The sequence below is a fragment of the Enhygromyxa salina genome (assembly GCF_000737335.2).
Taxonomy (GTDB): domain Bacteria; phylum Myxococcota_A; class Polyangia; order Nannocystales; family Nannocystaceae; genus Plesiocystis; species Plesiocystis salina_C.
This window is the reverse complement of sequence record NZ_JMCC02000102.1, coordinates 1-23827: the sequence shown is the minus strand read 5'-3', so window position 1 is coordinate 23827 and position 23827 is coordinate 1. Positions and strand designations below refer to the sequence as shown.

Sequence of the window (23827 nt, the reverse complement as noted above, 5' to 3'; positions counted from 1 at the left end):
CGCGGTGTGCGGCACCAGATCGCTGGGTCTGCGGCGGCGCTTGGCGACGGGCTCGCGGCGCGCATGCTGGGCATGCGCGCCGCGCCCGGCTGCGTCAGGGCTGCAGCTCGATGCGAGCCTGCATGTCGATGAACTCCTGCTCGGTGCGGGCGACGCTCGAGAGCCGAATCGCCTCGACGACCCCCAGCAATTCCTCGATGCTGAAGTGGTCCGCGTTGTCGTTGAAGAACTCTGCGTGGACGCTTGGGGTCGTGAAGCCCGTCGGTGTCGAGCCTCGCAGGACGCCGTCGACATAGACATCGAGGGTGGTGTCGTCGGTGGAGACCAGGGCGAGATACTGACGTTGGTTCACGGGGAACTGGGGCCCAAGCGTGGGGTTTAGGATGCTATGGAAGCCCTGGCAGTAGTACCAACCGAGGTCGCTCGTGTTGTCGAAAGTATATAGGCGTTGAAAGCAGTTGGTCTGGGCGGGGGTCAGCACCATCTCGATCGTGTAGGGCGCGACGAGGTCGGCCACGTGGGCGGTCCAGCTCAGCCCCTGCTGGGCCAGCTCGGGTAGGGCCAGACCCTGGCCCCAGGCGGTGTCCACATAGCTACCCCCGATCAGCATGGCGTGGCGCTCGTTGCCGCTGCTGTCGTCTGCGTCGCCGTTGAGCTCGAGGATCGCCAGGGTGTCCTCGTCTGCGCTGAACAGCTCATCGCAGCCCCCACAGTCACCCCCACAGTCGATCCCCCACTCGGACCCGTTCATCACGGCATCGTCACAGGTCGCCAGGACGCACTCCATCGTGCATGCGTCGGTCTCGTCCATGTTGGCGTCGTCGCACTCCTCGTTGTCGGCCCAGACGTGACCGTCGCCACAGCTGGCGGCCGCGCAGCCGTCAACGCAGCCGTCGGTGTTGTCCATGTTGGCGTCGTCGCAGACCTCGTTGTCCGCCCACACGTGGCCGTCTCCGCAGGTCGCGGCGACGCAGGTGCTCAGACAAGCGTCGGTGTTGTCGTCGTTGCCGTCATCACACTCCTCGCCCGGAGCGAGCACACCGTCGCCGCAGCTCGGCAGCGAGCAGGTGTTGCTGCACGCGTCATCGTCGACCATGTTGGCGTCGTCGCAGCCTTCGCCGGGGCCCACGTAGCCATCCCCGCATTGCTGCGCGACGCAGCCCTCCACGCAGGTGTCGGTGTTGTCGTTGTTGGCATCGTCGCACTCTTCGACGCCATCCTCGACCACGCCGTCGCCGCAGAAGGCGAGGGTGCACGCGTTGGTGCACGCGTCGGTGTCGAGGTTGTTGCCATCGTCGCATTGCTCGTCATTATCGAGGACGCCGTCACCACATTCTCCTCCCGGGTCGCCGTCGCCGTCGCCCGTATCGGGGTCGCCGTCACCGTCGCCCGTATCAGGGTCGCCGTCGCCGTCGCCCGTATCCGGGTCGCCGTCGCCGTCGCCCGTATCCGGGTCGCCGTCACCGTCGCCGGTCTCACTGTCCGTGTCTTCGCGGGTGTCCGAGGTCTCGAGGTCGTCGGTGCAGGCCGCACCGAGCAAGAACGAGGTCAAACCGAGCATGTGTAGTGTGCTTTTTGTCATGGTGTTGTGGGACCCGATCGGGTGAAGACAACCTAGGGTCCGGGCCACCGAGGAGCTACTTCAGGCCATTTCAGCCGGTTTCACGCCATTTCACCGCGCGCAAGCGCTCCCACGGCTCGCGTCGCTGCGGTACACTCTGGGACTTGGCCGTCCTCGAAGATCTCGCCGCGGGAACAGAGCACGAGCTGGCGTCTGTGCACGTGATCGGCCGCTCGCGCGGCTGCGATCTGTGTATCGCGCGACCAAGCGTCTCGGGGTTGCACGCAGAGATCATCTGGGACGGAGAAGCCTGGTGGGTGCAGGATCTCGGCAGTCGCAACGGCACCTTCCTCAATGGCCGGCGGCTGTCGGCCGGTGAGCGAGCGGCGGTTCCCGAGGGCGCGACCGTGGCGTTTGGGACGCTCGAGCACAGCTACCAGCTAAAGAGCGCAGCGCCGCCGCGGATGCTGGCGAAGGCCACCGACGGCCTGGTGCTCGTTGCTGTGGACGACATCCTGTGTTTGCCAAGCCCGGAGGCTTGCGAGCTGTCGATCTTCTGCGAGGCGGACGGACGCTGGATGCTCGAGAGCGACGCCGGCAAGCGTGCGCTCCAACAACGAGAGACCATCAGCGTTGGCGGCAAAGCCTGGGAGCTCCGGCTGCCGGCGCCGACCCAGCGGACCCGCGAGGTCGACCTGGGGTCTGTGCCGGATGTCGACAATATTGGCCTCGAGTTCGCGATGAGCCGCGATGGTGAGCATGTCGAGGTCACGCTGCACACCTTCGCAGGCGCGGAGGCGCTGAAGTTTCGCTCCCACCTGTTCTTGCTCGCCGCGCTGGCCCGGCAGCGGGTCGCTGACATGGAGCAGGAGCATCTGGGGGTCGACGAGCACGGGTGGGCCTATCGGGACGATCTGCTGCGCGAGCTCGACATCGACGTGCAGCTCATGAACCTCTGGATCCATCGCGTGCGGCAGCAGCTCGCGCAAGCGGGGGTGCAGGGGGCGGGGGCGGTCATCGAGCGCCGGTCGGGGTCCCGGCAGCTGCGCATCGGGGTTGGGCGGCTGACGATTCGCACTGGTTGAGGGCTGCCTGGGCGCCCCCAACATGCCGGCGCCACCCAACGTCAAATGTTGATACTGGTAGCGATGTTGGCTGGCAGCAAGTACCCGTAGCTCGGGAGACCCGCGTCGGTGAGCTTCTTGTTGCGCGCGTCGATCTTCGTGGTGATCTGTGCGAGCTCGGCCTGGAAGGCCGCGTGGACTTTGGGGTAGTCGCTGCCAACTGAATCGAGGCCGAGCAAGGTTGAGTCCGACTCCGTGGACAACAGCCACGATAAGAGCCCCTGGAAGATCGCTATACGCCCGGAGGGCATGGCCGCGAGCAGCACCTTCTCGTCGATGTCCGCGTCGCCTGGCGGCATCGGCAGGAACAACGCCGCAGCCCGGTTCAACGGCGTCGCCGTGTAGGGATACTGCGGGTAGTTGAGGGTCGAGTGCATCGCGCTGGCGGTCCAGATGATGACCCGCAGGCAGTCGGCGAGCAGCTGCGCGCTAGCGATCGTGCTCGGGAAGCCGGCGATGTTGGCTTGTTCGGGGCTGGAGCTCTCTTTGGCCCAGGCCTGAATCACCGGATCCGCGGCGACGGCAGCGTCATCTTTGTAGAGGGTGTCCACCATGTTCTTGGTGTAGTTGCCCAGAGCGTCCCAGATCAGGAAGCCGTCGTCACGGAAGCAATAGTCATCCAGATCGTCACTGCGCTCCCGATCAAAACCCCGCGCCCGCAGCTGCTCGGGAAAGCTGGCCCCGAAAAAGTCGTAGTCGGCCCAGGCCTTGGACACGATCTCTACGCCCTGCTGGGTGCCGATCGAGAAGGTCTTCGCAGTGATCGCGTGGGTCTCGGCGATCAGGGTCTGGCGGGCGAGGAAGTTGATGCCGATCGTGTCCTTGAAGTGAGGCAAGAGCAGCTTCCCGATCGGGTGACCCTTCAAGCAATTGTTGGCGGCGACAGCCATGGGCTCGATGCCGAGGTGCGCCAGGCCGAGGTGCCAGATGAATTGGTGGACCTGGTTGTCGGCGCAGGCTACATGTACCTTGGCGAACCGATAGCGGTTGGGGGTCGCCGAGTTGGGTGTGTAGATTGGGCCGTCGTCACGCTCGAGCTGGATGGCGACCACGTTGAGCCGGGTCGCGCCGCCTTCGAGCAGCTCCTTGTAGACCAGCATGATTGGCGCGTAGAAGACCGCCGGCGGCTCGAGCTCGAGCCCAGCGAGCTCTTTGTAGTCGACGATGAAGAGCCGCTTGTCGGCGATGAGCTCGTCGATTGACTTGTCCTGCGCGCTCAACGAGCGCATCGCCTTGGGCACCTGCTCGATGCTGCCCACGACCGAGATCAACATCGGGTTGACGCCCTGGGTCAGCTGACGACACAGCTCGGTGTCGTCGTCCCAATGCTCTAGCGTGTATGTTGGGGGCGTGACGTAGCCGCCGAAGTACGCCGCGTACTGGTCGAGTGAATCCGCCGGGTACGCGGCCTTCCGCTTGGGCATGTCGAACTGCGAGAAGCCGTACTCCAGCAGCCGCTCGACCATCCGGCTGACCTTGGCTGGTGACAGCGCCTGGCTCCTGGGCAGGCCCTTGACCATGCGCGGCATGGGGCTGACCGGGTAGCTGTCGTACTCCCAGGGATTCGTCTCCGCGACCGTCATGGTGCCGGCGATAGCTTTGACCGGATGCATGACCGTAGCGATGATCTCGGCCATCCCCTCGACCGGTTGGGCGTGTTGCTGCTGGGCAGCGAGCCCGAGCTGGCTCTGACCATTGGTGCGCTTGACCGAGAGCGTCCCCAGCTTGGGTTCGCCCGATGGGTTGAGGTAGTGGTCGAGGGCCGCGATGCCGCTCTCATAGCCAGGCTCTAGGAGCCTCTTGATCGAAGCCAGGGTTTTCCGACTTGCCTCGACCCAAGAGCACCAAGTGACCTCGGTGACCTGGTCGGAGATGGCCTTCATCGAAACGACGGTGGTGATGCCCTCGAGGGTTGGCGTCTCAGGCTTCACCGAGACCAGGTCGTAGCGCAGGCTGTGTTCGCTGTCGTCCCGCGACACCAATTTCTCTTCGTAGGTCTTCTTGTTGGACGACAACTGGAAGCTCCTGACCGCGCCGATGTCATCCGTGCCAGGCGGCAGCATACTCATGAAGGCATAGACATGCCACCACTCGTCCATCTCCCCGAATGGTTTGTACAGGCTCCACACCTGCTCAATGGGGGCGTTCACGCAGCCGACGACACGAACGGTTGGTTTTGCGGAGGTATCAACAGTGATCATTTGGTCTTCTCTTTGTGTTCGAAGGTTGATGGTGAACTGGCGTCAGCCTCCGTCTCGCGCTCGCTCGATGAACGCCCCCGCGAGCACGCAAAGCGGCGCGCTGGGGTCGTGGCAGGTCAGCGCGATGGTCTGCTGATAGAGCGCAGAGGCCTCGGTGGCGTACCCGTACAGCTCGAGCACGCGGCCGCGAAGGTACACGTCGCGAGCGTCGCGCGGCGGGGGCAGATCGTCGGGAATGCCCAGGTCAGGCTCGTCGTCGAGGCGCGTCCCAAATTCGATGTCGAGGTTGGAGTGATCGACGACGTGCTCGTACTGAACCTCGGCGTAGAGGCCCTCGGTCGGGCCGAGGTCGAGCTCGCCCCAAGTGGGCAGATCCGAGGCTACGGGCTGCGACAACACCATGACGCCGAAGTCGGACCAGGCGTCGACGAAGATCCAGCCGCCATCGCCGGGGATCGCTGCGAGCGAGTGCCCGCCTTCGTGCTCTCCGTCTGGCGAGTCGGCGATGCCGAGCACGGCGGTGTCTGAATGCTTGGCGCGAAGCAGCATGGCCAGGGTGAAGTTGAACCCGTGGCAGTTGGTCGCGCCCCTGACCAGGCGCGCGAACGCCAGATCCGCGAAGCCCTCGTCATCCACGTACTCGGGAAAGTCGAGGTACAGGTTGGGGTGGCGCTGCGAGAAGATCGTGGCCCGGGTCAGCTCGATGCTCCGCCATGCCCAGGCGACGTGATCGCTGGCGTCGAGGTTCTCCTCGCGCAGCGTGCGAGCGACCCAGTCGCCAGCGAGGCGGCGTCCGATCTCGGCGTCCTCCTGGGTCGGCGGCTCGCTCTCGACCGTGCTCGAGTCGGGATCGACGAGCACGTACTCGGGGTGGCGATAGACGTAGTCGAGCGCGACGCTGAGCGGTAACTGCTCGAGTGGCGCTGGCTCGGCCTCGTCGCAGCTGACCGACGCCAAGACCATCGAGGCGAGCACGGCAGGCGCAATGCGTCGTGTGAACAGCCCGGATTCGCGGGCTCGCAATGGCTGCGCGGATTTATGGCCATCAAAGGACGGTTTGAATCGCGTCATGGTAGGGTCCGAAGGTCACGGCTTTCGATGAATGCAGCGAAATGCCGGCGCCTGGGCTGATTTAGGTCAGCGTAGGCATCCGGCGGTCTTCGGGCTATTTCAGGGCCTTTCAGATGACTTCAAGCGATTTCAGTCTGTACCAATTCGGGCGCGGTTGTGCGGCCGGAGCGGCCGCACGGCGACATCGGCATCTACCCGCCGGCTCGTGGCCACGCAGATGAAGGCGCCATGGTCGGGGCGTCTCTCGTCCGACATCGCCGCTGCGCTGGGTGGCGTGGGTCCACGGGGACCCCTACGAACAAGACCATCGAAGACTCGGCGCTCGGGGCGTTCTCACTGCGGATGGAGTACGCGTGCGGGTTGATCTACCCCACCTGGTCTTCCCCGGCCCCCGCGCCCGACGCGAGCTTCCTGCCCAGGTACTTGCCGTCTTGACACATCTCGCGGGGAAAGTGCTCCGGGACATCGCGGCCGAAGATCGACAGATCCACGAAGAAGTCCGGACCGCTGTTCAGCAGGTGGAGCAGGACCTTGGACTGGGCGAGGTACGCGTCGTGCAGTTTGAGCACGATCTGGTCTGCCCAGTCCTCGCCGACGGTCCGCTCGAGTTGCTCGAGTTGCTCGAGTTTGCCCTCGACGCGATGTATCACGCGGCTCGCCAGCGCGAACATGTCCTGGAGATGAGTCGCAGCAATGTTCTCTCCGGGCGCGGTCCACTCCGTACCGCCCTGGTCGCGGTGCAGACATCCTAGTGGCGGCAATTGCTTTCGGTCTGACTCCCACAGGCCCCGCAGAACCAACGCTATATTCGTCTCGGGTTCGCCCCATTTCTCATCGTGCAGATAGCGCTTGGCTTCGCAGATGGCCTTGAACCGCCGAAGCGCTACTACTGACTCGAGATGACGGCCCTTGCTCTGACTGTCATACTCACTAGACCGCTGACGTAGAGCGCAAGCGCGCTCGATCTCCTGTCGATAGAATTCGTAGGCGCCCATCTCGGCGGTTCCAGAATTCAATACCTGTCGAAGTTCGCGATCTCGCAAATTCGCCTGCAGGGCCAGCCGACGTGGCGCGTCCGCGCTGTCGTCATACCACTCCTGCGCGAGGATGCTCTCGATGACGATCTGCGGACTGAACTCTTTGGCCAATTCTTCCACGCCCCAATGCCTACGACTGTCGAGCCCGTCCAGCATGTTGTCGGGTGGGAATACGAGGGTGCGCAGGCGGATCCGAACCGAGCTTTGATCGAGCGGACCTGACTGCCCCGCGGGGCCCCTGTCTGTCGCGGGCACTTCCCATTGAATCATCGCGAGTGTCTTCGATTTGACCGTTTCCTCCAAGTTGCGACCCGCCGCTTCATCCCCAGCGGTGCGGCTGCCGGGGCTTCGCAGCACCCGCTCCCACGCCCACCACATCGCATCTTGGACGATGTTCCGGAGCTCTGCGCTACGCGTCACGATGCCCCGAACGACGCGGCGACAAGCCGTCGCGTGCACCTCCTCCACAAACCAGCGTTCGCTGTCCGAGACATCCTCCGAGAACTCGACGGTCGTCCAATTTGCATGACTCTCGAGTTTCTCGGGCTCGTGCAGCAGCGCCTTCCTGAGCCCGGTGACCCACTGTCGCCGAGTGTCCTTCCAGGCCCTCGCTTCGAACATGTCTGGGCCCAGCGACTCCACCAATGACTCCGCCAGCAGGACACCGAACAGGTACAATCGAGTGCGAAGGGCTTGCCCCGCGCGTTCGCGGAGATCCTTTTCGTATTCGTTGACGACACTCTCGAGCTGCGCCTCACGGGTCTCCCCGGACAGCGCATATTCCTTTTGGGGGTACACTCGTGGGATCCCCATCGCCCATTTTGGTGCAAATTGGCGCTCACTCGGCCCAGGCGTGATTGGGGCGCCAAGATCGAGCGCCCGAGCAGCACTGCTCAGTCGAGGGTCGACGGAGCGCGACGCAAACTTTCCTATCGAGGTGTCTGACACCCGCCAGCGCCAGTTCGTGCCAATCGAGCGCTCGAACAGGTGCTTGCCGGCGCCCGACTCGAGCGCGGCTCGAGCCCAAAATGGTGAGATCGGGATGATCACATGGTGGTGTCCACCAGTTGCCGAGACGGCGAGCGTCGTCTCGAGCCCGAGTAATTTGACGATCGGCTGGCCCTCGCGTTCCTGAATTCGAACCTGGAGATTGCTGGGCAGTCGCGCAATTTCATGGACATGGCCGATGATCTTGGGCATGCAGTTCAGCGCTTGGTAGCAGGCTCGCGCGGGGTCCTCGATGTCTCGAATCTGCTTGAGCGCATACGTGTGGATGGAGGCCTGTCCGGTGAGCAGCCCCAGCGCGTGCATGCGCGCGCTCTCGAGCTTCGAGTCCGTTTTGGCGACCCTCTCGAGCTTGTGGTCCACCGCGCGACGCAGCATCGGCGCCCACTTGGAGATCACGCGCTCGCGCAGGTCACGCTTGCTCAGGCTCAGGCTCCGCTGGCCGATCTCGAGCACGGTCTTGTCGACCGCCATCTGGCCCCGACCCACCGTCGGGAGCACCTCCGACACGACCTCGAGCAGCGAGTGGTCACGCTGGTCATCGGGGTTGCGCAGCCAGGCGGTGGGTGGCGACACGAACTTGGCCAGTCGGGTCGGCGTGCCGGCGATCTCGGTCACGGTGATCGACCGCGCCGTACTCGAGACATAGGTGATCGCCTGAACCAGTCCCACGCCGACCAGTTGTCCGTCCTGGTAGCGGCACACCGGCACATAAAAGGCCGCGTCTTCACCGGCCCAGTTGCCGACGTCGTCGGTCTCGGAGTGAAGATCGCCGATGTTGGTGACGATCAGATAGACGTAGGCGCTGTGCTCGTCGTCGGACCATAGCTCGAAGCGTGCCCCCGTCTCGTCCCCCGGCTGGTTCAGTGGTTCGTTGAGGTATTGATTGATGAAGGTCTGGAGCTCGGTGCGCCTGGCGAGCAGCGGCAGCACGCGCATGATCGTTGACAGCGAGTGGAACGGGCCGGTCACCGCCTGGCTCGCTGACCCCATCGTGGTGTTGAAGCGCGCGTCTTCAGGCGCACGGGCTTCGGCCTGGGCCCTGGGCCGGCGATAGCTGCCCTGGGGCGTACGCCACACCCGGTCTGACGAGCGCTCTGCCAGGTTGCGCCCGCGCTCGTAGATCATGTTGACGTCGTACCAAAACGGGAGCTGTGGCTCGAGCTCGGCGATCTCGACGCCATGGTTGTCCCACTTCTTCGCGACCTCGAGTCCAAGCGTGTCGACGATCGGGAGCATCGGCCAGCCCCACAGCCGCACACGAAAGCCACCGCTGGCGGTCATGCTGGTCGCGCTGCCATCCCCGAGCGCCCCGGCCCCGTTGAGCCCAATGATGCGCAAAGGCGCGGCGGTGAGGGCCTGGTAGCAGTAGTTGTCGAGCTGCGCGACGTCGCGGAATTGCTTGAGGTTGACGATGTCGAACGCGACGTCTGGGTTGCCCGGCGTGAGCGCGCCCAGAAAGTTCATGGTTTGGGCGAACAACACGTCGGGCCGCGCCGGCGTCCCGGGCATGGTCGAGAGCGTGCGCAGATAGTCGCGGCCCATGCCCAGCCCAAAGCTGGCCGCGTCGCGGAGCAGGGTCCACGGTCGCAGCCCAGCCTTGGGATCAAAGGGGTAGTCGAATGAACGATCCTGCAATTGCACGATCTCGCACAGCGTACGCTGGTCTTGCCTGTCGCCAGCGTAGAGATCGCCGATTACATCGGTGGTCAGCACGACCTGCTGCGTTGGCGCGCTTGGCCTGCCGCTCCACGATGACGCCATGCGCTTCTCGTAGATGCGCAGCTTGGGCCAGCCGTAGACCCGGCGGCCGAGGGTCATGGAGATATCGGAGTCGACGAAGATGTAGGGCGAGAACCACTTGATGCCCTGAAACACCCACTTGCGCCCGCACAGCGTGTAGTGGTTGGTCGGCACCGCGAACATGAACTCCTCTTGCGCGAGCCAGCCGATGTCGGCGGCCTCGAGGGCGAGCTTGCCGTAGTCGAGGATCATCAAATAGACGTAGGGCAGCGCGACGCGAAAGCGGCCGACCTGCGGGGGCACGAAATTGGCGTGGCGATCGATCAGGTGCTGGAGCGCGCTGACCCGCGCCCGCAGCGGCAGCACCCGGGTGGTCACCGACTCGAAGAAGAAGGGTGGCGCGAGCGGGAGCGAGTCGAAGTGCTGCGGACTGACGTACAGCGGCCGCTGCCTCATGCGCCCGCGTCCTCGAGTGGCCCGAGCGTGAGCGCGAGCACTCCACAATGGTCGCCGGTCTGTTTGTCGAGGACGGCCGCCAGATAGACCCCTGGCTCGCGGTGCTCGTGGACCACATCGACGAACAGCACCGTCGTCGCGCTGGTCTTGGAGAACATCGCCGACCTCAATTCGAGGGGTGGCTGCTCGTCGCTGCCCAGCATGCGCAGCGTCATGTGCTCGGCGCGGCGGCCCAGCGTGAGGCTGCCCTCGATGCGCGAGGACTCGACCACCACCTCGGTGTCGGGCTGGGTGTCGGGCTTGGCGTCGGGCTCGGCGAATTCGGGCTCGGCGTCCGCCGGGGTGAAGACCCACTCATCGGCTGCCGGCGGCGGCGCGGGCATCCAACCGCTGTCGCCCGGGCTCGCAGGCCACGGCCCGGGCGCGCGAGGATGCATGAAGGGATTGGCCGCGCCCGGGACGAAGGGGTTGCTGTCCCAGGCGCGCTGGCTGAGCTCGGCGAAGGGCATCAGGCCGCCTTGGAACATGGAGATCCATGCACGAATCGCATTGTTGATGTTGTAGGGATCGTTCCAGCCTGTCCACGAGGGGCCTCCCATCTGCGGGCCCCAGCGCCGATCACCGCCGTGCCAGCGGCCGTAGTCGTGGCTGCCGTAGTCGTGGCCGCCGTGGTCGTGACCGCGTGCCCAGTCGCCGCGAGGAGGACCCTGGTCACGACGATGGTCATGACCAGGACCATCGTTAACTCCGTGCTGTCGTCGCGCCTGGGCACGACCCTGATTCATGTAGTCGTCGCACAAGCGATACGCATCGGCCACGCGATCCTCGACGGCTCCGCGTGCGCCGGGCGGGGCGAAGGCGCCGCTCACGTGGCGCCGCGGTTCGCGGCGCGGGGGCACGCTGCGGGTTGGGCGAGGTTGGCCGTTGTCGTTGTCGTGGTCATGGTCGTGGTCATGGTCGTGGTCATGCATGGCAAGGGTCTCAGGGGTGGTCGTAGCCGACGATGGCCTCGAGCGGGGGAGACTGGGACAGCGCGTGCGCGGCGAGCAGCCCCGACATCACCGCCGACTCGACGCAGCCGGAGTCGAGCCCGGTCGCGGTCCAGTCACCAGCGACGGTGAGGTTGTCGAAGTCGAGGTCGAGCGGCGAGATGCGGTGGTGGATGCTGCCCGGAACCGAGAGCGAGTAGCGATCGGTGGGGTTGACGTTGGCCAACCAAAATTGGGTGTCGAAGCGGGCTTCGCCTTCGGGCTCTCGATTGGGATCGTGGCCCTCGCAGGCCAGGACCTCCCAGCGAAACTGGCCGGGAGCGGCGATGGCGTTGGGCCACAGCGCGCCGATGTCGAGGTTGAGGAAGTCGATCGCGTTGCGCCGGACCTGGTCGGAGGCCGCGCCCGCGGACGCCGTGTCAGGCAGGACGCTCACGAAATAGGCGATCGACCTGACGTCTTGCTGCCACCCTTCGCGGGGGATCAAGTGACGCATGTCGGCCCAGGTGTCGAAGGGCTCCACGAAGCCCGAGAGGTTGATCTGCGGGTGCGGCCAGCCGAGCTGGGCCATGTCCTCGTTCATCCACAGCTGAAACGCTTGGGTCGCGGCGGTCTCGCCGTGCTCGCACATCCTTCGCCACCGCGGCGAGTGATCGAGCAGCTGCTTGCCGCAGAGCGGAATCGCGGCGACGCCGATGCCGAGCACGACCATGTCGAAGTCGCGCCCGAGCTCGAGCGTGCGCTGACCCGCGACGCGGGACTCGTGGGCAGACTCGAACTTCCAGCCCTCGTCGCGCAGGCGCGGCCCCGCTTCGAGCTGGTCGTAGTCGGCCTGGGCCGGCCAGCAAGGCAAGCCGCGGACGTTGACGAGCGGCTGATACTCGGGGGCGTGGAGCTTGGCCTGAAGGTCGAAGACCAGGGACGCGACATGCGGAAGCTGGCGACGCGCTGACTCGACGACCCCGACCTCGCGCAGCCGATGAAAGAACTCGAAGCGCACCCCTCGGCGCTTGCATACCTCGTAGAGCGGGGCGAACACGACATCACCCATGCCCGCGTTCATGCGCCAGAACAGGGCGCCGCGGTAGGTGAAGAACATCCGCAAGGATCCGCGCAACGCCACGCCAGCGGCCAGGCGTGGGCGCGAGGTGTCGCCGTCTTGGTACGCGAAGACGAGATCGTAGATACCGCGGACAAAGCCCGATCGCAGCGACTGCTCGGCCGCGCCGTGGCTCCGCAACCACTCGATCCAGTCGTAGTCGTTGATCGCGTCGAAGCCCCGGGGATCAGCGGCCAGATTGTGCGCCATGATGCCGCGGATGATTGTCAGGACTAGGTCGATCACCTGCCACACCCGCTGCAGATCAGGCTGGTCATCGACGAGCCGGGACAGGTTGCGCCGCGAGGCCGCGCTGATCTGCTCGAGCAGCGGCCACAGCACGGTCTCGCCGGGCAGCGGCAGCGGGCCAAGGGTCTGAAGGGCGCGCGAGAGCAGCTCGACGCCCTCGAGCAGGCCCGTGGGGGCGCCGAGAACACCAAGCCGCAGCAGCCGGGTCACGGCCTCGATGACGCCGGCCGCGTCGAGCAGGGCCCGCGACTCCGGGGGCTGGGCCACCGCCCCTGGCGGGTGCAGCTTGGCCGAGCGCAGCAGCTCGACCACGAGCTTGGCGGCCTGGACGAGATAGCCGCGAACCGAGAAGGGCGCGCGACTGGTGGGCGGATCACCTGGGAGGCCGCGACCGGGGGGAAAGTGGGCGACCCACGGCGCCCACTCGCCGCGTGGACTTCGGTCGACGACCGCGACGTCCGGCGCGGGCTCGAACGCCTGCCGCCACGTTGCGATGGGGCAGCGCTGCGGATCGCGATTGAGCTCCGCATAGCACTCGCGCATGAGCGCAAACGCGTTGTCGTAGAAGCCCATCCACAGGTGCAGACCGTGCTCTTCGATGCGATCGGCCACCCCGCGACCCGAGGCACCCTTGCCCCCGAGCCGAAAGCCCATCTGGTAGACCGTGACCTCGAAGCGACCGCGGTGCTCGGGGCGGCTGAGCTCGAACGCAGTCGTCATGGCTGCACAGCCGCCCCCAATGATCGCTACGCGAATCGGACTCCTCGACGTCATGGGGTCCGGCATCCTAGCAAATCCATGTGAAATGCCTGCCCCAATTGTGGTATCGACGTCACACTGCCGGAGGCCCAACGATCCATGACTCACCGGAGCTCGCGGTCTACGAGCCACGTCGTGACGCAGTTGCTACACGAGTATGGCGGAGCCGTACGCGAGCGAATGATGTCATACCTTCCGCAGGGTCAACCTCGGCGCTACCTCTATGGCCCGATGGCCGAGTACCCGCGTCGTGGGGGTCGCGGCATGCGTCCAACGCTGTGCCTGGCGACCGCGCGGCTGTTCGGCGGAAGTATCGAAGACGCGGTGCTGACCGCTGCGTCGATCGAGCTGATGCACAACGCGATGCTCATCCACGATGACATCGAAGACGGCAGCGAGGAGCGTCGCGGGAGGCCGTCGCTGCACCATCAGCAGGGCGTCCCGTTGGCGATCAACACCGGTGATGCGCTGGCGCTGTTCAGCATGCGGCCGCTGTTCGACAACCGCCATGTGCTTGGTCCAGCGCTGTCGCTGCGCCTGCTCGAGGAGTCCGCGAGGATGTCGCGCGAGTCCGCGGAGGGCCAGGCCATGGAGCTTGGCTGGCGCCATGACAACGTCGTGGATCTGGGCGAGGGCGACTACCTCGAGATGGTGCTCAAGAAGACCTGCTGGCTGGCAACGATCCACCCGCTGCGCGCCGGTGCGCTGATCGGCGCGGGCGAGCGCTACCCCGTCGACGGGCTGATCCGTTTTGGGTTCTTGCTGGGGGCTGCGTTCCAGATTCAAGACGATCTACTCAACCTCGCGGGCGACGCGAAGCGCTACGGCAAGGAGCTCAGCGGCGATATCTACGAGGGCAAGCGAACGCTGATGTTGATCCGGTTGTTGGAGCGCGGCACGCCAGACGAGCGCGGGCGCCTGCGCGAGTTCTTGGCGCTGCCCCGGGAGCATCGCGGCGCCGCGGAGGTCGACTGGGTTCGGGCCCGCATGCACCACTACGACTGCATCGACCATGCCCGGGCGCTCGCCCACGCGCTCGCGGGGGCGGCCACCCATGAATTCGAGCAGGTGTTCCGCTGGCTGCCCGACAGCCGTGAGAAGCGCTTCATCGCTGCGCTGCCCCGGTGGGTGATCGAGCGGAGCTGACCGGCCCCTGTCTCGAGTCAACTCGTGGATACTTCGACGGTTGGCGACTCGAACACACGGTCGGCCGCCGGACCCCACAGCAAGCGAATTGGACCGGAGTCGACCTGTGCGTCGTCGAAGGGGAAGCGGTTGCCGGCCTGGCGGCGCGCGATGTGGCTGACGCAGATGTGGCCGCGTTGGGCCACCCGCGCGAGGTTCAACGCCTCGCCAAGGGGCGGACCGACGATCGTGTACGTGAAGCGCCCGCCGACGCTCGAGCCCACGCAGGTGCTGAGGAGTCGACCTGTTGCGACGCCGATCGAGAGACCGTGGGAATAGGGCGAGTCCTGGCCGACGAGCTCGGCGAGGTTCGCGACCTCAATGCACACGGCACCACACGCATCCAGGGCCCGCTCGAGGTGACCGCTCCCCGTCCATGCGCAGACGATCTCCTCGGTGAAGATCGTGTCGACCATGCCGCCGTGCTGCTGGACCACGGGCACAATCACCTCGTAGTTGGCGTTGAGCGCCCGCGCATAGATGTCTGGGTGCTCGGTCGGATCGTCGTGTGGTCGGCTGATGACGATCACCGCGACGGTCGCCTCGATCAGCTCGGTGCCCAGCGCAGCGTTGAGCTCGAGGGCGGACAAGCGCCGGAGCAGGACCGAGCTGGCCAGCTTGCGCAAGACCTTGTTTTCCCCGTCGGACGAGGCCATCGCCCGGTGCTCGGCCACCGTGCGCGCAGCCTTCTTGATCGTGGTGTCGAGATCGCCGAAGTCGATCGGCTTGACGACGAAGTCGAAGGCGCCAACGTTCATGGCGCGGCGAATGTTGCCCATGTCGCCGTACGCAGAGACCATGATCGTCCGCAAGAACGGAGACAGCTCCGGGGTGTGCTCGAGCAGGCTCAACCCGTCCATCACCGGCATGTTGATGTCCGAAAGCAGCACATCGATGTCCGGGTTCTGGCGCAGGATCTCGAGCGCGGCCTGTCCGTTCTCTGCGAACAAGAACCGGTAGGTCGCGCTGCGTATCTGCTTGCGAAAGCGCATCTGGATCAGGTGCGCCATGTCAGGCTCGTCGTCGACGGCCAGGATCGTGGTTGTGGCGGTGGTCTTGCAGGCGTCAGCCAGCGCCTCGATGAAGCTGGTCGCAGACTGGAAGCGCGCGTCTGGTCGCTTGGCGAGGGCGATCTCGAAGAAGCCGTCGAGCGCCTTGGGCAGCTCGGGGTTGACGACGCTCGGTGGCGGGACCGGGTCGATGCAAATACTGACGATGAGGCTACCCAGGGGCTCTTCGGGGAACGGCAGCTGTCCGGTCAGCGCTTGGTAGGCGATCACGGCGAGCGACCAGAGATCGCCGAGCGGGGATGGCTCGTGTCCACGAACTTGCTCGGGGCTCATGTACTGCGGCGTGCCGATGATCGTGCGGCCCGTGGTTTGGCCAAGGGAGTCGCTCGGGCTCCGCATCCATGCCACACCGAAGTCGAGCAGCTTGACCAGCTCCCGAGCGCCGCCGGCTACCATGAACAGATTTGCAGGCTTGAGGTCGCGATGTACGATGCCGAGCAGCGCAGCCTCTGTCAGCCCTTTGGCGACCTGGCGCAGCAGCTGGACCACCGGTGAAGCTGACAGCTTGCCCTCACGCTGCAGGCGAGCCTCGAGATCCTCACCGGCCAGCAGCTCCATCACGATGTATGGGGCGCCGTCCTCGACGCCGTAGTCGTGGACCTGGACGATGTGTTCGCTGCGTATCTGCGCCAGCGCTTGGGCCTCACGCTCAAAACGGGCGCGAAGGCTGGCCGAGCCGACCTGGCTGGGACTCATGAGCTTGACGGCGACGGCGCGTCGCAGGGTGGTGTCCAGCGCCTCCCAGACCATACCCATGCCCCCTTGGCCAACCTGACGCTGCAGCTCATACTTGCCAGCGATGACTCGACCACGCATCGTGCGACTCTACACCAACGTGGTCAGGACAAGCCAAGGGTTCACGGACTCCTGCTGAGCGGCACCCATGCCAGCCACCATCCTATTTGTCGATGACGGCTCCGAGTTGGAGCGACTCGTCCGTTCAACGTTTCTCAGTCAGAACGCGGGCGAGATCGCTGGCGAATTCGCACACAGCGGGGTCGCGGCGTTGACCCAGGTCGACGAGCGATCGGAGCCCTATCACGCGATCGTCATCGATATCTCGATGTCCGGGATGAGCGACCTCGCGCTGCTCGACGCGATCGCCGAGCGCCAACCCGAGACCCCGATCGTCGTCCTCGCCGCGCCTGCCGAGCTCCCCCGCGTCCGCGCGGCCATGAACCGCGGCGCGTTCGAGTTCCTCCTCGAGCCACTAGATCTGCGCGACCTCGAGCTCACCCTGGCCAAGGCCCTGCGTCACTACCAGACCGTGCGGCGGGCAGGTCTGGTCGCGCGCGCCACCAACCGACCGGAGCTCGCGGCGCTCGGGTTGCTCGTCGCTGGCGTCGCGCATGATCTCAGGAATCCGCTCGGGTTCATGACAAATTTCACCGCGCTCGCCCGCGAGCTCGTCGAGGAGCTCGGTCAACAGGTGGAAGCGCAGTGCCAAGCCCCGCTAGCGACCAGCCTGAACGCCCAGGTCGCGTCGGTCGCTCTCACCCTCGGCAAGGTCACGGCCCACGGCGAGTGGGCGCTCGAGCTGGTCGGCTCGCTGGTCGCCAGCGGCGGTGGTGGTGGCAGCGGAACGCTCGACTTTAGCGAGTCGATCGAGCGCCACGTCGACCTGTTCGAGTCTAGCGTTCGTGCTGTTCGTGCCGACCATGTGCCCGCGGTCGTGATTCACAAGCAGCTCGATCCCAGTATCGGTGTGGTCGCGCTCGATCCACGCCACGTGCTCAGTGTCGTCATCAACCTGCTGCAAAATGCGATGGATGCCGTGCGCGAGCGTGCTCGCAGCGACGAGGACTTCCAGCCCGAGATCCACGTCGAGACTCGGGCACTCGACGGCGCTGTCGAGCTGAGCGTCAGCGACAATGGCCCCGGGATTCCGCTCGCGCTGCGCGAGCGCATCTTCCAGCCGTTCTTCACCACGAAGCACCCTGGCGAGGGTACCGGCCTGGGGCTTCACATCGTCGCGACCACGGCGCGGGAGTCAGGCGGCAGCGTGGTGGTTGAGGACAACCCGCCGAGCGGCGTTCGGTTTCGGGTTCGCTTTCCTCGCTGATCAACGATGTTGGTGTAGCAGGCCGCCGGTTTGGCTTCGCGCCCTCGACGAAGAGTCGGGCGCGATCGGCTTGACTGCGATGACGACGACCGAGCACGTCGAGCTCTCAACATGCACCACACGGTTAAAGCCGTCAGCGCAGGGGTTCTGAGCGCCCCTGCGCCAACGGCACGATTCTCGGTTGTTCTATGTCAGGTTCAGTCGAGCGGCTCGATCCTGCGACCGTCGCGGACGACTGCGTCATCCGAGACGTCCACCTTGGAGTCCGCCATCACGAAGTAGCGGTGCTCTCCGCTCGGACGCCTGATCGCCATGAGAAAGCCGCGAGAGTCATCGCGGGCCCACTCGCCCGTCTGGCCCTGCTTCTTCTCGTAGAATTTCGTGCTGCCGTCGTTGCCCCACTGGCTGACCGCGACCTGAATGGTATCCGAGGAGTTGTTGTATAGGTGAATCATGATGTCTGTTCTCCGTGTGTGGCGAGAGAGAGCGTCGTGGCCCATCCACATGCCTCTCGACTCGCCCAATCAAGCTAGTTTGTGCACAGGTGCCAGTCTATTTCAGAGGCTTACATGCCATGTCAGTTGGTTTCAGCTGAGTGAGGCGAGTCGCCCCAGCCTGGCGCCCACTGTTCCAAGTCGGCAAAGAACTGCGCTGAAATGGCCTGCAATCGACTGAAATGACATGAAATCGACATGTGCGCGGCCGCCTCTTAGCGTGAGACTGAACCGGCCCGAGAGAGCGATGGACGATGACGACAACATCATTGATACAGTTTAAATGGACAGCATGGCTTGGCGTATTCCTCGCCTCTACATGCGTCGCGATCGGCTGTGACGGCCAGAAATCCTCGCGGCGGCCCGACACCGGGACAAAGGATGCCGAGGCCATGACCCAACAGGCCGTGGAGTCTGCGAGCGACCCGACGAAGCCGAGGACCTGCGATTTCGATACGCAATGGGTGACCAGCCCCTCCCAACCCCTTGGCGAGAAATTCGAGAGCCTAGACAATTGTGAATTTCACCAGTGGGCAGTGCAGACCTTCCTGTGGCTGACGCACGAGAACCCAGACGGGAAAGGGCTCGTCTTCGAGAGCTTCGCCGATCCGTCGAGCTTGCTCACCCACGAGGGACCAAAGACCGGCTATCCTGGCCGCGATCCCAACACCCCGCTGGTCATGCTCGCGCGCAAGGCCAAGGACTCGGCGACCGTCGACTCCGGGAACATCTTCCAGGCGGGGCCGGGCGAGGAGATCCTCGTCGACGGGAACGGGCAGGTCGTCTACTACTCCAACCACCTCAACGAGGAGTTCTGGAAACTGGTCACGGATAAAGAGCTGTGGAAGCTCGACAAGCTCGAGAACATCACTCCCTGCCTCAACTTCAAGGTAAATACCCTCGAACTCAAGGCCGCCTGGCGCGTCGCCGAGCTCGACGGCGAGACGCTGATCCCTCGGGCGAAGGACCGCTTCTACGTCATCGACACCGAGATTCACCCGGTCATCTTCACCGAGCACGGGGTGGTCGAAGACTCCACGGTGACCAAGAAAGCCAAGATGGCGCTGGTCAGCCTGCATGTCGTTGGCGTGGTCCGGGACCACCCGGAGTTCATCTGGGCGACCTTCGAGCACAACGAAAACGCTCCGGACTGCGGCAATTTGGACGCACCGGGCGATTGGTCGTTCTATCACGGCGCCGACAACACAGCCTTCAACGAGTTCAACGGCACCAACCCCAGGGAGCCCGCCAACGTGTGCCGCTCCAACCCGATGGGTCGCGGAAAGCCTGACAACACAAAGAACATCACGATCCTCGACACCCGGATGGGCGAGGAGACGAAGGGGACAGTGTGGGCCAACTATCGCTACATGGGCGCGATCTGGACCACCGACGATTTCATCCCCGATGACAACCCGGTCATCGACAACCTCGACGCGGACAACGGCGATTTTCGCGGATCCATGGCGCTGGCCAACACCGCCATGGAGACTTTCAAGCAAGACGAGAATTGCTTCACCTGCCACAACGCTGGCGCCGAGTACGTGACGGTCGACGGCAAGGCGGTCCGCGTCGGACCCAAGCACCTCAACCTCAGCCACTTCGTGGTCAACTACCACGCGGTGGAGCTCGCCAGGGCCGCCAAGATTCCGTGAGTGGCGCGTAGCGGAGATAGAAACCATGTCCAAGACCAGCTTCAGGATTCACCCTTCGATCGGCTTTGCGCGCGTGGGCACGGCCGAGACCTTCTACCTCGCTCCCGAGAGCCTCGCCGGGCTCCCGCTGTCGCACAGCGGGGTCCCGCCGAGCGGCGCCCACGAGCAGCTGACCGGCGGCCTGCCGATCCGCGCGGGCACCGAGGACACACCGATCACGGCCAGCGATCTGCGCGGGCCCGATGGCGGCCTCGCGCGCCAGGCAGCGCGGTTTCGTGTCTACGCCTATTCCGGTGAGGACGACGGAGGCTCGGAGCGCTACCCGATGAGCAAGGGCCCGCACAAGCAGGTCTGCGAGATCGTCGTCGGCAGTGAGATCGAGATCGCCGGCCACCGCAAGACGGTCACCGAGATCTTGTGGACGGTGCACGTGGCCAACAAGAAGACGGCCTGGTACGAGTCGGCCGACGACGACGGCATCCTCGCCTGGGGCGAGACCAAGGATCCCAAGGTCCCGTGCGACAAGAATGGGACGGCCCTGCTGCGCAACCGCTTCCTGTGCGACGACCCGCACGATCCCAGGCGCCTGCGAACGCTGATCATCGATCCCGGACCGCGGGTGATCGCGGGGACCAGCAAAGCAGCGATCGGCCTCGACGACAGCTCGGACCCGTCTTGCGTGGAGGTTGGCGTCGAGGCTGGCGTCGGGGGTGGCCTCCGCGCCTCCGTCAAGAACCTGTGCGACTACCCGAAGAGCTTCCCGAAACAGAGCGTCGCCCAGATTCCCAAGATCTTCGCCGAGGGCGAGGACTACGACGGGAAGCTCTATCCACCGGGCGTCCAGGCGATCCGCTCGCTCGGCGAGCTGCGGACGGACGCGCATGGGCGCCTGCTGGTGGTCGCGGCGTGGGGCCGCGCGAACAGCTTCAACAAGCGCCCGGCCCAGTACGGCATGACGCATTCGGTCAACAACGACTGGTGGTTCGACGACACCGGCGACGGCCCCGTCAACGCCGTGCTCAAGTTCCATGACGGCAGCGCCCACGTGGTCGAGGGCGCCGCCTGGGTGGTCTCCACGGATCCGGCCTACGCGCCGCAGATCCCCAATGTGGTCTCGCTGTGGGATGATATCTACGACACTTGGATTCACGACCTGAACCTGCGACCCGATCTGTACATACCCAAGAAGGTCGACAAGCACGACAAAAACAAGAAGCTCGACAAGCACGACAACGGCAAGGAACTCGACCCGGACTACAGGCCCTGCTTCGACGACGAGATCCGTCCGATCTTCCTGGCCGCGGGGCTCCAGCGCTGGGTCGTGAATCTGAACCCGAAGGGGATCGCTGCCCACAGTGACATCGCCAAGCTCGGCCCGAAGAGTGACGACTGGCGGCGAATCTTCGGTATCGACACGATCCGCAAGCCCGTGGTCCCGGACGGCGAACACGTGCCCGCAGTTGGTGACCGCAAGCGCATGCCGCTCGCCCTCGGCGACGCCCGCCGCCCACTGTTGTCGTTGACAAGGACGCAGTATCACTTCCTCGCTCGAGGGTTCGCTGGTCGGGTCCGCGAAGCTCGGGTACCGCTGGGCCCCGGCGAGCTGCTCGACAAGGCCTCGCTGTTCGCATGCCTCGGTGGTCGCTTCGGTCCGGGCATCGACATGAGCTACCCCTGCCGCGAGTCCAACATGTGGATGAGGAATTGGTCCAAGTCGGGAGGCGGGCCGTTTCGTGTCCGCGCCAGGGCCCTCGACTACACCGGCTGCAGCGCGGGGCAGCCGTTCCTGAGCCTGGGCTGGACGCCCCGCCGCAGGAACCCGTTCGGGCTCGAGCCTGGCGACGTGTCCAAGTTCATGGCGATCCCCTGGCACGCCGACTACAACTCTTGCGGCACGCACATCGTGCGACCCAACAAGATGCACCCCGAAGACGGGGAGATCGTCGATCCCAACTCCGAGCCAAACAACCAACTGTACTGGTCCTGGCCCGCGCAGCGTCCAGTCGCCGTCTACGTGGCCAAGGACGTGGGCGGACGAAAGACGCTCGACGAGGTCGCGCAGCGCTTCTCCATTCGAGGACCGGGCACCAAGACCGAGGACCTCGACCCTGCCAAGCCCACCGCCCCCGGAAACCCCGGAAACCCCGCCGAGGTCGGCCGCTACCAAAAGACGCCTCGCGGCAAACAAGACTCGGACCCGGGCATCCTGCGGTTCCTCGACAATTGGATGAAGATCGGCGTCGTCATACAGGCCACCAACATCGACGACGGTGGCGAGTACGAGCCCGATCACTACCTGGAGGTCCAGAGCCAGCTCGCTGATGAACCGAGCGACTCCGTCCAAGCCTGGGACAAGGGCAAAGTGCCCCCCGGTCGGTACGACGCATGACCATGGACGTCGCACGGTAGCGATCCTCGGAGGCTCGAGGACCCCGGGCCAAGCCTCGACGCCCCTGCAGCTCAGGAAGTGGGCTCGGTTCGGGCGCGCAGCTTGGTCTGGGGGGCCGAGGTCGCGGGCTCGCGCCCCAGCTGCAGCAACGTAGCAAGGCGCTCGCTCATCAGCGCCGCCGTCGCGGTCATCAGCTGCTCCGCGATCTGATCGACGTGACGCGCCCGCCACGGCTCGAGCGCGGTCCCTCGCACCCACTGGTTGAAGGCCCCCATCGCTGGACCGCAGTGGATCTGATAGTCGGCCGTGTACTGCGGATCACCGCGCAGCGCGAGCCGACTCGAGTGCACGAAGTACCACTTGAAGATCATCGCCATGCGCAGCTTGGGGTTGGCCTCGGCGCGGGCGAGGTGCTCGGCACGATGCTCGGCGTACCACCGCCGGGACTCGGCGTAGACGTCTTCAAAGCTGCGATGAAAATACGACCGCTCGATGCGTGATCGGGTCGCCGGATCGATCTCGTCAATGCCCTTGTGGAGCCGGTAGAGGTCGTAGAGCTTGTTGGCCCGCACGTGGAAGAGCAGGCCCTTGCGCACGACCTGAACCCGCGAGCCCAGCTCGAACATGTCGCCGGCGGGGGCGTAGTCGGTGTCGGAGACGTCGAGGCTGGCGAGGATGTCCTTGACCCGATCGCTGGTCCCGGCTTCGGGGCTGCACTGGTTGATCGAGCCGGTGACGATGAAGTCGGCGCCGAGCATGAAGGCCGCCAGCGCGGCGCTGGGGGTGCCGATTCCACCGGCCGCCCCAACCCGGACACGCTCGGCGTAGCGCCACTGGGCGTCGGCTTCATCGCGCAGACGCACGATCGCGGGGAGCAAGGTCGAGAGTGAGCCCATGTCCGTGTGACCGCCCGAGTCGGCCTCGACGCAGATGTCGTGACTCAGGGGGAGCTCGGTTCGGAGCGCGGCCTCTTCGGCGCTCAGCCGACCGGTGCGCACGAGCTGGTCGACGATCTCGGCCGGGGCGGGGGCCATGAACAACCGGGCGAGCTCGGGCCGCGAGACCTTGGCGATCACGCGGTGAGGTGCGACGACCCGGCCGTCGAGACCACGCCGCGCGCCGCGGAGTCGAAACCACACCAGGGCGGGGCTGACCTGCATGAACGCAGACGCCTCGACGGTGTGGACTCCCTTGGCGAGGAACAGCTCGACCTCCCGCCACTCGAGCTCGGGCTCGTCGGCGTGGGCGAGGAGGTTGCAGCCAAAGGTTCCGGCGCGGCCAAGCCGGGCCTGAATGCTGTCGATGCCCGCGGCGATCTCGGTGAGCGAGAGGCCGCCGCAGCCGAAGAACCCCAGCAGCCCGGCCGCGCCCATTCGGGTCACCAGCTCGGCCGACGCGATGCCCTTGTACATGGACCCGCTGGCGTAGGCGTAGCGGACGCGATGGGCCTGGAGAAACGCCGGATCGCCGAGGGCGGTGGCCGGGATCAGGCGAGCGGGGGCGCCGACCTTGGGGATCGCTGGCGTCGCGTCGCGGGTCCGCAGCGGGCTGGCCTTCGGCGGCGAGCTCAGCGGGGTGACATGCACGAGCATCGGCGCGGGCGTGGGTGTGGACGCGGTCACGACCCGTCGCAGCAGCCCAGCCGACGCATACGCGCGCGCGCGGATCGAGCGGCTCA

14 protein-coding genes are annotated in these 23827 nt (G+C 65.5%); 5 read left to right on the top strand and 9 right to left on the bottom strand.

Annotated features, from left to right (window positions below; genetic code table 11):
* Nucleotides 1-94: 94 nt before the first annotated feature.
* Nucleotides 95-1561 (bottom strand): DUF4215 domain-containing protein, encoded by a 1467-nt coding sequence (locus DB30_RS31555; protein WP_052556036.1) that lies wholly within the window; start codon nt 1559-1561, stop codon nt 95-97.
* Between the two features lie 164 nt (nt 1562-1725).
* On the opposite strand from DB30_RS31555, the gene DB30_RS31550 reads away from it, so the two are divergent.
* A complete protein-coding gene (locus DB30_RS31550; RefSeq protein ID WP_052556034.1) occupies nt 1726-2646 on the top strand; it encodes an FHA domain-containing protein in 921 nt (306 codons plus the stop codon).
* Nucleotides 2647-2687: 41 nt separating this feature from the next.
* Here the strand turns inward: DB30_RS31550 and DB30_RS31545 are convergent, their stop codons facing one another.
* From DB30_RS31545 to DB30_RS31525, 5 genes are all read right to left on the bottom strand, one after another.
* Nucleotides 2688-4835 (bottom strand): lipoxygenase family protein, encoded by a 2148-nt coding sequence (locus DB30_RS31545; protein ID WP_165704041.1) that lies wholly within the window; start codon nt 4833-4835, stop codon nt 2688-2690.
* A 93-nt stretch (nt 4836-4928) separates the two neighbouring features.
* Nucleotides 4929-5861, bottom strand: a complete 933-nt coding sequence (locus DB30_RS31540) for a hypothetical protein (protein WP_052556030.1) — start codon at nt 5859-5861, stop codon at nt 4929-4931.
* A 461-nt stretch (nt 5862-6322) separates the two neighbouring features.
* Nucleotides 6323-10198: a hypothetical protein gene (locus tag DB30_RS31535; protein WP_052556028.1), complete on the bottom strand. Its 3876-nt coding sequence runs from the start codon at nt 10196-10198 to the stop codon at nt 6323-6325.
* Nucleotides 10195-11169, bottom strand: a complete 975-nt coding sequence (locus tag DB30_RS31530; protein WP_052556025.1) for a hypothetical protein — start codon at nt 11167-11169, stop codon at nt 10195-10197. Before DB30_RS31530 ends, DB30_RS31535 begins: the two co-directional genes overlap by 4 nt.
* 10 nt (nt 11170-11179) lie before the next feature.
* On the bottom strand, nt 11180-13309 hold the full coding sequence (locus DB30_RS31525; protein ID WP_146661460.1) for an FAD-dependent oxidoreductase: 2130 nt from the start codon (nt 13307-13309) through the stop codon (nt 11180-11182).
* A gap of 84 nt (nt 13310-13393) precedes the next feature.
* On the opposite strand from DB30_RS31525, the gene DB30_RS31520 reads away from it, so the two are divergent.
* Nucleotides 13394-14440 (top strand): polyprenyl synthetase family protein, encoded by a 1047-nt coding sequence (locus DB30_RS31520; RefSeq protein WP_052556021.1) that lies wholly within the window; start codon nt 13394-13396, stop codon nt 14438-14440.
* A gap of 17 nt (nt 14441-14457) precedes the next feature.
* Here the strand turns inward: DB30_RS31520 and DB30_RS31515 are convergent, their stop codons facing one another.
* Nucleotides 14458-16365, bottom strand: a complete 1908-nt coding sequence (locus DB30_RS31515; RefSeq protein WP_052556019.1) for a protein kinase domain-containing protein — start codon at nt 16363-16365, stop codon at nt 14458-14460.
* 67 nt (nt 16366-16432) lie between these two features.
* On the opposite strand from DB30_RS31515, the gene DB30_RS31510 reads away from it, so the two are divergent.
* Nucleotides 16433-17611: a sensor histidine kinase gene (locus tag DB30_RS31510; protein WP_052556016.1), complete on the top strand. Its 1179-nt coding sequence runs from the start codon at nt 16433-16435 to the stop codon at nt 17609-17611.
* A gap of 197 nt (nt 17612-17808) precedes the next feature.
* Here the strand turns inward: DB30_RS31510 and DB30_RS31505 are convergent, their stop codons facing one another.
* Nucleotides 17809-18066, bottom strand: coding sequence for a hypothetical protein (locus DB30_RS31505; protein WP_146661458.1), 258 nt, complete (start codon nt 18064-18066; stop codon nt 17809-17811).
* Between the two features lie 503 nt (nt 18067-18569).
* On the opposite strand from DB30_RS31505, the gene DB30_RS31500 reads away from it, so the two are divergent.
* Together DB30_RS31500 and DB30_RS31495 are read left to right on the top strand one after the other, a co-directional pair.
* On the top strand, nt 18570-19760 hold the full coding sequence (locus DB30_RS31500) for a hypothetical protein (protein ID WP_146661456.1): 1191 nt from the start codon (nt 18570-18572) through the stop codon (nt 19758-19760).
* A gap of 25 nt (nt 19761-19785) precedes the next feature.
* A complete protein-coding gene (locus DB30_RS31495; RefSeq protein ID WP_052556010.1) occupies nt 19786-22149 on the top strand; it encodes a LodA/GoxA family CTQ-dependent oxidase in 2364 nt (787 codons plus the stop codon).
* 71 nt (nt 22150-22220) lie between these two features.
* Here the strand turns inward: DB30_RS31495 and DB30_RS31490 are convergent.
* A partial coding sequence (locus tag DB30_RS31490) for a PfaD family polyunsaturated fatty acid/polyketide biosynthesis protein (protein WP_240480372.1) occupies nt 22221-23827 on the bottom strand: 1607 nt, incomplete at its 5' end.